Below are 10,230 nucleotides of genomic sequence, written 5' to 3' on the forward strand. Positions count from 1 at the left end.
AAGGCCGCCGCTGCCGCCCCGGCGCCCGCCGCCGCTCCGGCTGCCGCCAAGGCCGCGCCGAAGCTGGAGGCGTCCCCGCTGCGCGGTCAGACGGTCAAGATGACCCGCATGCGCAAGGTCATCGGCGACAACATGATGAAGGCACTGCACTCGCAGGCCCAGCTGACCTCGGTCGTCGAGGTCGACATCACCAAGCTGATGAAGCTGCGCAACCAGGCGAAGGCCTCCTTCGCCGCCCGTGAGGGCGTCAAGCTGTCCCCGATGCCGTTCTTCGTGAAGGCGGCGGCCCAGGCGCTGAAGGCCCACCCGGTCGTCAACGCCCGGATCAACGAGGACGATGGCACCATCACGTACTTCGACGCGGAGAACATCGGCATCGCCGTGGACGCGGAGAAGGGCCTGATGACTCCGGTCATCAAGGGTGCGGGCGACCTGAACATCGCCGGTATCTCGAAGAAGACCGCCGAGCTCGCGGGCAAGGCGCGCGGTGGCGGCCTGACCCCGGACGACATGTCCGGCGCCACCTTCACCATCAGCAACACCGGTTCGCGCGGTGCGCTGTTCGACACCGTCATCGTGCCGCCGAACCAGGCAGCCATTCTGGGCATCGGCGCCACGGTCCGCCGTCCGGTGGTCATCGACCACCCGGACCTCGGCGAGACCATCGCGGTGCGCGACATGACGTACCTCGCGCTCTCCTACGACCACCGTCTGGTGGACGGCGCGGACGCCGCCCGCTACCTGACCTCGGTCAAGGCGATCCTGGAGGCCGGTGAGTTCGAGGTCGAGCTCGGCCTCTGAACGCTCCGGCTGTAACCAGCCTCACCAGCGGCGCCCCCGTCCGGAACTCATCCGGACGGGGGCGCCGCCGTATTGTCTAAGCACCACGGGCGGCCACTGCCACCGTGATGATGTAGGCAGCACCGGTCTGCCCTGAAGGAGCCCTCCATGACCCCGCCCGTCGTCCACTCGCTGCGCGAACAGATCCGCGAGCACATCGTGGAGGGGATCGTCAGCGGGCGCTGGAAGCCGGGTGAGCGGATCGTGGAGCGCCGCATCGCCACCGAGCTGGAGGTCAGCCAGACGCCCGTGCGCGAGGCGCTGCGCGAGCTGGAGACGCTCCGGCTGATCGAGTCGGCCCCCAACAAGGGCGTCCGGGTCCGCAACCTCACCGCGGCCGACCTGGAGGAGAGCTACCCGGTCCGGGCCGGCCTGGAGCAGATCGCGGCGGAGCTGGCGGCTCCCCGGCTCGGCCAGGACTGCTCGGCGCTGGCTCCGCACGTGGCCGCCCTGTACGAGGCGGACCGGCTGGCCGACGGTGAGGCCCAGGTGCGGCACACGGTCGGCTTCCACCGGGAGCTGGTGCGGGCCGCCGGGAACGCGGTGCTGCTGCACACCTGGGAGGGGCTGGGCATCGAGGTGTTCACGGCCCTGTCGATCCGCTGGCTGGGCACGGTGCAGAAGTCGTACGCCGAGGAGCACCAGGCGCTCATCGAGGCGTTCCTCGCCGAGGACCCGCAGATCGGGGCCCTGGTGAAGGCGCATGTGCTGGGCTGCGCGCCCCGCGCGTAAGCCCGCGCGCGAGGCTTCACGACCGCCCGATCATCTGGCGCCCGGCCTGCTCTTCCGTGCAGGTCAGCGCCCATTTTGCGCACTATTCCGCGTCACTCCGTGCCCCGTTTCGAGGCACCCCATGCCACTTTTCTTCGTATCGAGAAGTTTTGCCTTCAATCCTTTGATCGATCATCGATCAGCGCCTTACAGTTCATCCGCGGGCCCACCGGCCCCATCGCCCTGTCCTGCCAGTCAGGGCCTTCTCCACCCCCCTCCTCTCCGGAAGGCGGCGATCATGACCGACCCCGTAGGAAAGCTTCCGAGCGAGCTCGACCAGCTCCCGGACCGTGACCCCGAGGAGACCGCCGAATGGGCGGCCTCCCTGGACGCCGTCACCCAGGCCGCCGGCCCGCACCGTGCCGCGTACCTGATGCGCCGCTCGCTGCAGCACGCCGAGGGCGCCGGTCTCGCGCTGCCCAAGCTGCTGGAGACCGATTACGTCAACTCCATCCCGACCGCCGCCGAGCCCGCGTTCGACGGCGACCTGGAGATGGAGTCGAGGATCACCGCGTGGAACCGCTGGAACGCGGCCGCGATGGTCACCCGGGGCGCCCGGTACGGGGTCGGCGGCCACATCGCCACCTTCGCCTCGGCGGCCTGGCTCTACGAAACCGGCTTCAACCACTTCTTCCGCGGCAAGGAAGGGGACGGCAGCGGCGACCAGCTCTACATCCAGGGCCACGCCTCCCCCGGCATCTACGCCCGCGCCTTCCTCGACGGCCGGCTGAGCGAGCAGCAGCTCGACAACTTCCGCCAGGAGTCGGGCGGCGACGGTCTGCCCTCCTACCCGCACCCGCGGCGGCTGCCCTGGCTGTGGGAGTTCCCCACCGTGTCGATGGGCCTCGGCCCGCTCTCGGCCATCTATCAGGCGCGCTTCAACCGCTATCTGGCCAACCGCAACATCAAGGACACCGCGAACTCGCACGTCTGGGCCTTCCTGGGCGACGGCGAGATGGACGAGCCCGAGTCGACCGCGGCCCTCGCGCTGGCGTCCCGTGAGCAGCTCGACAACCTGACGTTCGTCATCAACTGCAACCTGCAGCGCCTCGACGGCCCGGTCCGCGCCAACTTCCGCGTGGTCCAGGAGCTGGAGGCGCAGTTCCGCGGGGCCGGCTGGAACGTCGTCAAGACGCTCTGGGGCAACGCCTGGGACGAGCTGTTCCAGCTGGACACCACGGGCGCGCTGCTGCGCCGCCTGCGCGAGGTCCCGGACGCGCAGTTCCAGACGTACGCCACCCGCGACGTCGCCTACATCCGCGAGCACTTCTTCGGTACCGAGCCCGCGCTCGCCGAGCTGGCGAAGCTGCTCACCGACGCCAAGATCGCCGAGTGTTTCTACACCTCGCGCGGCGGCCACGAGGCCCGCAAGGTGTACGCGGCCTACCGAGCGGCGGTCGAGCACAAGGGCGCGCCGACCGTGATCCTGGCCCAGACGGTCAAGGGCTACACGCTCGGCAAGGGCTTCGAGTCCAAGAACGCCAACCACCAGATGAAGAAGCTGTCGATCGACGAGTTCAAGGGCATGCGCGAGCTGCTCGGCCTCCCGATCCCCGACAGCGCCTTCGAGGACGGTCTCGTCCCCTACGGCCACCCCGGCGCCGACTCCCCCGAGGTCCGCTACCTCCAGGAGCGCCGTGCCGCCCTCGGCGGCCCCGCCCCCGCCCGCCGGGTGCACGCGGTGGCGCTTCCGCAGCCCGAGGAGCGCGCGTTCAAGGCCCTGTACAAGGGGTCCGGCAAGCAGGAGATGGCCACCACCATGGCGTTCGTCCGCCTGGTGAAGGACCTGATGCGGGACAAGGAGTCCGGCAAGCGCTGGGTGCCGATCGTCCCGGACGAGGCCCGTACCTTCGGTATGGAGTCGCTCTTCCCGTCCGCCGGTATCTACTCGCCGCTGGGCCAGACGTACGACCCGGTCGACCGCGACCAGCTGATGTACTACAAGGAAGCCAAGGACGGCCAGATCCTCAACGAGGGGATCACCGAGGCCGGGGCCATGGCCGACTTCATCGCCGCCGCCACGTCGTACGCGACGCACGGCGAGACGATGATCCCGTTCTACATCTTCTACTCGATGTTCGGCTGGCAGCGGACCGGCGACCAGATGTGGCAGCTCGCCGACCAGCTCGGCAAGGGCTTCATCGTCGGCGCGACGGCCGGCCGTACCACCCTGACGGGTGAGGGCCTCCAGCACGCGGACGGCCACTCCCACCTGATCGCGGCCACCAACCCGGCCTCGCTCAACTACGACCCGGCGTTCGCGTACGAGGTCGCGGTGATCGTCAAGGACGGTCTGCGCCGGATGTACGGCCCCGAGGCCGAGAACGTCTTCTACTACCTGACGGTCTACAACGAGCCGAAGCCCCAGCCCGCGATGCCCGAGGGCGTCGAGGAGGGCATCATCAAGGGCCTGTACCGCTTCAAGGAGGGCACGCCCGCGCAGGCGGACGCGCCGCGCATCCAGCTGCTCTCCTCCGGAACGGCCATCCACTGGGCCCTGGAGGCCCAGGAACTGCTCGCCGCCGACTGGGGTGTCACGGCCGACGTCTGGTCCGCCACCTCGTGGGGCGAGCTGCGCCGCGACGCGCTGGAGGCCGACGAGGCGCTGCTCCGCGGTGAGGTGCGGGTCCCGTACGTGACCCAGGCGCTCTCCGGTGCGCCGGGCCCGGTGCTCGCGGTCAGCGACTGGATGCGCCAGGTCCCGGACCAGATCAGCCAGTGGGTGGAGCAGGACTGGTCCTCGCTCGGCACGGACGGCTTCGGCCTCTCCGACACCCGCGCCGCGGCCCGCCGCCACTTCGGCGTCGACGCCCAGTCGATCGTGGTCGCCTCGCTGGCCCAGCTGGTCAGGCGCGGCGAGGTCCCGGCCTCGGCGGTCAAGGAGGCCCGGGAGCGCTACGGGCTCTGAGCCCACTCCCTCCTGCTGGTCCGGCCCCCGGTCACCGGGGCGGACGCGTCCGACAACGCGTCCGCCCCGGCGGCCGGGGGTTTCGGCATCGACGGCCTTCCGGTTTCGCTGCCGCCACAATGGGCCCATGCGTGCTGCCCGGCTGATCAAGATGGTGCTGCTCCTGCAGGCCCGGCCCGCGATGACCGCCGCCGAGCTGGCGGCCGAGCTGGAGGTGTCGGAGCGTACGGTCACCCGGGACGCGCAGGCACTCTCGGACGCGGGCGTCCCGGTGTACGCGGAGCGCGGCCGGGCCGGCGGCTACCGGCTCGTCGGCGGCTACCGCACCCGGCTGACCGGCCTCGCCCGGGACGAGGCCGAGGCGCTCTTCCTCTCCGGGCTGCCCGCCGCGCTGCGCGAGATGGGTCTTCAGGACGCGGCGTCGGCCGCCCGCCTCAAGGTGTCGGCGGCGCTGCTGCCCTCCCTGCGCGACGCCTCCTCCTCCGCCGCCCGGCGCTTCCATCTGGACGCGCCCTCCTGGTACCACGAGCCGGAGACCCCGAAACTGCTGCCCGCGATCGCCGACGCGGTCTGGGACGACCGGCTGCTGCGGGCCCGCTACCGCAGGGGCGGGGGCCGCGAGGCGGGCGACGAGGGTACGGAGGTGGCGCGGGAGCTCGCTCCGTACGGTCTCGTCCTCAAGGCCGGGGTCTGGTACCTGTGCGCCAGGGCGGGCGACGACTTCCGGGTCTACCGGATCGACCGCTTCACCGCCGTGGAGGCCGCCGAGGAGCGCTTCGAGCGGGACGAGACCTTCGACCTGCCCGGGTTCTGGGAGGAGCGGGCCGCCGGGTTCGCCCGGTCCCTGCTGCGTACGGAGGTGACCGTACGGGTGTCCGGGCGCGGGGCGCGGATGCTCGCGTACACCGTGGACCGGGCGGCGGCCGCGGCGGCGCTCGCGGATACCTCCGAGCCCGGCCCGGACGGGTGGCGCACCCTCACGCTGCCGGTGGAGTCACTGGACGTGGCCTACGGCCAGCTGCTGGCGCTGGGACCCGAGTTGGAGGTCCTGGCGCCCGGGTCGCTGCGGGCCCGGTTCGCGGACGCCGCCGAACGCCTGCGCGAGATGTATCGCTGAAAGGCTTCAATTCGGTGTCTGCGCGTGCGGGAGCACCCGGCAGGCTGGATGCTGGACCCGTGATGGACGAAACGGAATTCTGGGAGATCATCGACAGCACCCGAGAGGCCGCCGAGGGCGACCCCGAGGACCACGCCGACCTGCTGGTGGAACGGCTGGTGCAGCTCGATCCCGATTCCGTGCTGGACTTCGCCCGGCACTTCGAGGCCCGCTACAACCGGGCCTACCACTGGGACCTCTGGGGCGCGGCGGCCGTGCTGCTGGGCGGGGCGAGCGACGACGCGTTCGACTACTTCCGCTGCTGGCTGATCGGCCAGGGCCGGGAGGTCTTCGAGGGCGCGCTGCACGACCCGGACAGCCTGGCGGAGCTGCTGGAGGACTTCGACGAGGAGATCGATGGGGACGGCGAGGAGCTGGGCTACGCGGCCGACGAGGCGTACGAACAGCTCACCGGGGTGGTCGCGCCGTATCTGGGGCTGCCGCCGCAGGCCGCCGAGCCGCTGGGCACCCCGGTCGACTTCGAGGACGAGGGGGCGCTCGCCGCCCGCTTCCCCGAGCTGTGGAACCGCTTCGGGCCCCGGTGACCTCCGGCGCTCAGGCGGGGCCGAGCGAGCGGCCCATGCAGACGTCGTCGACGTAACGCCCGTTCAGGAAGAACTCCCCGGACAGCACCCCTTCGACGGTGAAGCCCTCGGAGGCGTACAGCGCGCGGGCGGGTTCGTTGTGCCCGAGCACCCGCAGCGTGATCCGGTTGGCGCCCTGGCGGCGGGCCTCGGCGAAGGCGGCCCGCAGCAGGGTCCGCCCCACACCGGCGCCGCGCGCCCAGGTCGCCACGGCGAGGCCCTGTATCTGGCGCACATGGGCGTTGGAGGCGAGCGGGGTGGGCGGGACGAGACGGATGTACCCGGCGATCCGGGGGGTATCGCCCTCCGCCTCCACCACGAGGAAGTCCTCCGGCGGGTTCCGCTCCCCGAAGAAGGGGTCGTACGGGGGCACGGGCTTCGGCAGGACCGCGTGCAGCGTCGACCAGGTGGACCGGTCGAGCTCGGCGAGCCCGTCGTCGTCGGCGGGCACGGCGGGGCGGACGGGGCGGAGGGTGAGTGCGGCCATGGGGTCACTGTGCCACGCGGTGTTCCCGGTGTTCGAGGCATCTCATGGGGCAGGATGAGCCCATGCCGACTTCCCGTATCGCCGTCAGCGGATCATCCGGACTCATCGGAGCGGAGCTGGTGCGCTCGCTGCGCGCCGACGGGCACGAGGTGGCCCGCCTGGTGCGCCGCCCCGCCAGAACCGGCGACGAGGTCGAGTGGGACCCCGAGCGGGGTTACGTGGACGTGGCCGGGCTCGTCGGCTGCGACGCCGTCGTGCACCTGGCCGGGGCCGGGGTGGGCGACCACCGCTGGACCGACGCCTACAAGCGGGAGATCCGGGACAGCCGGGTCCTGGGAACCGCCGCCGTCGCCGAGGCCGTCGCCTCGCTCGACACGCCGCCCCGCGTCCTGCTCTCCGGGTCCGCCATCGGCTTCTACGGCGACACCGGGGACCAGCCGGTGGACGAGAGCGCGCCGCCCGGTGACGGGTTCCTGCCCTCGGTCTGCGAGGAGTGGGAGGCGGCCACCGCCGCCGCCGAGGAGGCGGGCATCCGCACGGTGCACGCCCGGACCGGGCTGGTCGTCGGCCGCGAGGGCGGGGCCTGGGGGCGGCTCTTCCCGCTGTTCAGGGCGGGGCTGGGCGGGCGGCTCGGCAACGGCCGCCAGTACTGGAGCTTCATCGCGCTGCACGACCACGTCGCGGCGCTGCGTCACCTCCTGGACACCGAGTCGCTGACCGGCCCGGTGAACCTGACCGGCCCGAAGCCGGTCACCAACGCCGAGGTGACCGCCGCGATGGGCCGGGTGCTGCGTCGCCCGACGCTGTTCCCCGCGCCGGCGCCCGCGCTGCGACTGGTGCTCGGGGAGTTCGCGGAGGACGTACTGGGCAGCCAGCGGGTGATCCCGGCGAAGCTGCTGGACTCCGGCTTCTCGTTCGCCTTCCCCGGCATCGACGGGGCGATCCGCGCGGCGCTGCGGTGAGCGGGCAGCCCCGAGGGCCCCGGCTGCTCCGGGCAGGACGCGGGGAAACCGGTCCGCGCGCCCCCTTCGCGCCCCGTCCGGTTCGGCGTGTGCGACCCCGTGCCCCGGTGCTCCCCGGCACGCGCGTCTGACCCAGTATCAGCCATCCTCTTAGCCTCGATGCGAACTCCGGCATTCCGGGGGCCTGTTGGGGGCAAGAGCCTCCCACCAGTCGCACCGACTCGGGGAGGGGCACGTGCGCAGCACGGCACACCACGCAGACGTGGTCATCATCGGGGCCGGAATCGCCGGCCTGTCAGCGGCCCACCTGCTCATCGGGGCGGGGCTCGGCGTCAGCGTTCTGGAGGCCGCGCCCCGGGTGGGCGGCCGGCTCGCCACCGACGAGATGGACGGGTTCCGGCTCGACCGGCTCGGTCCACTTCTCTCCGCCGGCTGGCCCGAGCTGACCGGCACCCCGGGGCTCGGCGTCCCGGAGCTGCGGGAGTTCTCGCCGGGCGTCCTGGTCCACAGCGAGGGCCGCCGCCATCTCACCGGCGACATACGGAGCGCGAGGGGCGCACTCAAGGCAGCACGCACCCGATCCAGCGCTCCCTGGGCCCACCGCGCTCCCCGCGCTCCCCGGGCTTCCTTGACGACGCAGGGCGCGTACGGGCACGAGCACCCCGCCCCGGCGCGCGGCGGCCGGGGCGGGGTGGTGACCGGGGCGATCGACCGGGCCCGGCTGGGCGCGGCGCTGTCCCGGCTGGCGGCCACCCCTCCGGCCCGGCTGCTGGCCCGCCCGGAGCGGACGGTCGCCGACGCGCTGGCCGGAGTCGGGCTGCCCGCCCGTACGGTGGACGGCGTGCTGCGCCCCCTCCTCATCGCGCTGCTCAGCGATCCCTCCCTCACCACGTCGAGCCGGTGCGCCGATCTCGCGCTGCGGGACTACGCGCGCGGCGGGCTGTGCGTACCGGCGGGCGGTTCGTCCGCGCTGCCGGAGCTGCTGGCGGCCTCGCTGCCGCCGGGGACGGTGCGTACGGGCGTCCATGTGACGGCCGCGGACATCACCTCCGTACGCACCAAGGAGCACGGTGAACTGGGGTGCCGCTCCCTGCTGCTGGCAACCGGCGCGGGGGCGGCGGCCGAGCTGCTGCCCGGTCTGCGGGTGCCGTCCTTCCACCCGGTGACGGTCCTTCACCACACCACGCCCGTCCCGCCGCCGACAGGCAGGTCGCTGGTGCTGGACGGTGACCGGTCGGGCCCGGTGGCGTACACCGCGGTGATGAGCGAGGTCGATCCCTCGCGGGCGCCGGAGGGCCGGGCGCTGATCACCTCGACGGTGCTCGGCACCCCGCCGCCGGACCTGGACCGCTCGGTGCGGGCGCAGCTGGCCGGGCTGTACGGCGTACCGACGGACGGCTGGGAGCTGCTGGCGGCCCATCACGACCCGGAGGCGGTGCCCGCGATGGCGGCTCCGCACGATCCGCGTCGGCCGGTGCGGGTGCTGGCCGGGCTGTACGTGTGCGGCGACCACCGCGACACGAGCTCGGTCCGGGGCGCGCTGCACTCGGGCCGCCGGGCCGCGGAGGCGATCCTCACCGACCTGGCCGTCCCGGGTGCGCACGAGGGGAGCCCACGGCTGCCGAAGGCGGCCTGAGCCACCCCGGCCGGGTCAGCCGAAGGCGGCGACCCGGTCGCGGTAGCCGCGTACGGCGACCGCGTCCCGGTAGGGCTCCAGGCTGCGCTCGAAGGCGCGTACGTACTCGGTGGCGCGCACCGAGCGCATCTCGGCCGCCTGCTGGGCCGCCTCCGCGCCCAGCAGGCAGGCCTGGTCCAGCTCGCCCAGGCCCAGCCGGGCCGAGGCGAGGACCACCCGGCAGAACAGCCTGCTGCGGGCGTACGCCGGGGCGCGCAGCGCGAGCGACCGCTCGGCGTGCTGGGCGGCGGCCTGGTACTGCTGGAGGTCGCGGTGGCAGTGGCTCAGCTCGTCGGCGAGCTGCGCCTCGTCGAAGGTGCGGGCCCAGTGCGGCACCTCGTCGCCGGGGCGGGCGGCCTCCAGGGCGTGTTCGGCCCGGGTCAGGGCGGCGGTGCAGGAGCGCGCCTCGCCGAGCACACCGTGCCCGCGCGCCTCGACCGCGTGCAGCAGCGCCTGGACGAGGGGCGGGGCGGACGAGCCGACACCCTGCTGGGCCACGCGGGCGAGCTGGACGGCTTCCCTGCCGTGCCCGAGGTAGACCGCCTGCCGGCTCATCGTGATCAGCACGTAGGCGCCGTAGCCGCGGTCCCCGGCGGCCTGGGCGAGCCGCAGCGCCTGGACGAAGTACCGCTGGGCCAGGCCGTGGGCGGCGATGTCGTACGAGGTCCAGCCGGCCAGCCGGGTCAGGTCGGCGACGGCGGCGAACAGCCTCCGTCCGGTGGCCTCGCCGTACGTGCCCCGGAGCATCGGCTCTGCCTCGTGCTCCAGATACCGCACGAGGGCCTGCCGGGCGTGGCCGCCGCCGTACGCGTGGTCGAGGGTGCGGAAGAGCTCGCCGACCGAGCGC

8 protein-coding genes and 1 pseudogene are annotated in these 10,230 nt (G+C 72.9%); 7 read left to right on the forward strand and 2 right to left on the reverse strand.

Translation table 11 applies throughout. From position 1 onward, the window contains the following. The 5 genes from B9S58_RS05915 to B9S58_RS05935 form a co-directional block, all read left to right on the forward strand. A partial coding sequence (locus B9S58_RS05915; protein ID WP_181009199.1) for a 2-oxo acid dehydrogenase subunit E2 occupies window positions 1–801 on the forward strand: 801 nt, incomplete at its 5' end. Window positions 802–948: 147 nt separating this feature from the next. Next, on the forward strand, window positions 949–1,572 hold the full coding sequence (locus B9S58_RS05920) for a GntR family transcriptional regulator (protein ID WP_103531076.1): 624 nt from the start codon (window positions 949–951) through the stop codon (window positions 1,570–1,572). A 277-nt stretch (window positions 1,573–1,849) separates the two neighbouring features. Next, window positions 1,850–4,519, forward strand: a complete 2,670-nt coding sequence (gene aceE / locus B9S58_RS05925; protein WP_103531077.1) for a pyruvate dehydrogenase (acetyl-transferring), homodimeric type — start codon at window positions 1,850–1,852, stop codon at window positions 4,517–4,519. 127 nt (window positions 4,520–4,646) lie between these two features. Further along, a complete protein-coding gene (locus B9S58_RS05930; protein ID WP_103531078.1) occupies window positions 4,647–5,636 on the forward strand; it encodes a YafY family protein in 990 nt (329 codons plus the stop codon). A gap of 62 nt (window positions 5,637–5,698) precedes the next feature. Next, on the forward strand, window positions 5,699–6,220 hold the full coding sequence (locus B9S58_RS05935; protein ID WP_103531079.1) for a DUF4240 domain-containing protein: 522 nt from the start codon (window positions 5,699–5,701) through the stop codon (window positions 6,218–6,220). Between the two features lie 10 nt (window positions 6,221–6,230). Here the strand turns inward: B9S58_RS05935 and B9S58_RS05940 are convergent, their stop codons facing one another. Then, window positions 6,231–6,746: a GNAT family N-acetyltransferase gene (locus B9S58_RS05940; protein ID WP_103531080.1), complete on the reverse strand. Its 516-nt coding sequence runs from the start codon at window positions 6,744–6,746 to the stop codon at window positions 6,231–6,233. Between the two features lie 62 nt (window positions 6,747–6,808). On the opposite strand from B9S58_RS05940, the gene B9S58_RS05945 reads away from it, so the two are divergent. Together B9S58_RS05945 and B9S58_RS05950 are read left to right on the forward strand one after the other, a co-directional pair. Beyond that, window positions 6,809–7,708 carry a TIGR01777 family oxidoreductase gene (locus B9S58_RS05945; RefSeq protein WP_103531081.1) on the forward strand — a complete coding sequence of 300 codons (900 nt, stop codon included), beginning with the start codon at window positions 6,809–6,811 and terminating at the stop codon, window positions 7,706–7,708. A 235-nt stretch (window positions 7,709–7,943) separates the two neighbouring features. Next, window positions 7,944–9,344, forward strand: coding sequence for an FAD-dependent oxidoreductase (locus tag B9S58_RS05950; RefSeq protein ID WP_103531082.1), 1,401 nt, complete (start codon window positions 7,944–7,946; stop codon window positions 9,342–9,344). Between the two features lie 15 nt (window positions 9,345–9,359). Here B9S58_RS05950 and B9S58_RS05955 read toward each other — a convergent pair. Next, window positions 9,360–10,230, reverse strand: a pseudogene (locus tag B9S58_RS05955) (regulator); the annotation flags it as partial.

The organism is Streptomyces sp. SM11, assembly GCF_002910905.1.
Lineage (GTDB): Bacteria > Actinomycetota > Actinomycetes > Streptomycetales > Streptomycetaceae > Streptomyces.

Coding starts and splice junctions, on each gene's coding strand:
- B9S58_RS05930 (WP_103531078.1), top strand. CDS start 4,647: ATGCGTGCTGCCCGGCTGATCAAGATGGTGCTGCTCCTGCAGGCCCGG.
- B9S58_RS05940 (WP_103531080.1), bottom strand. CDS start 6,746: ATGGCCGCACTCACCCTCCGCCCCGTCCGCCCCGCCGTGCCCGCCGAC.
- B9S58_RS05935 (WP_103531079.1), top strand. CDS start 5,699: ATGGACGAAACGGAATTCTGGGAGATCATCGACAGCACCCGAGAGGCC.
- B9S58_RS05920 (WP_103531076.1), top strand. CDS start 949: ATGACCCCGCCCGTCGTCCACTCGCTGCGCGAACAGATCCGCGAGCAC.
- B9S58_RS05945 (WP_103531081.1), top strand. CDS start 6,809: ATGCCGACTTCCCGTATCGCCGTCAGCGGATCATCCGGACTCATCGGA.
- aceE (WP_103531077.1), top strand. CDS start 1,850: ATGACCGACCCCGTAGGAAAGCTTCCGAGCGAGCTCGACCAGCTCCCG.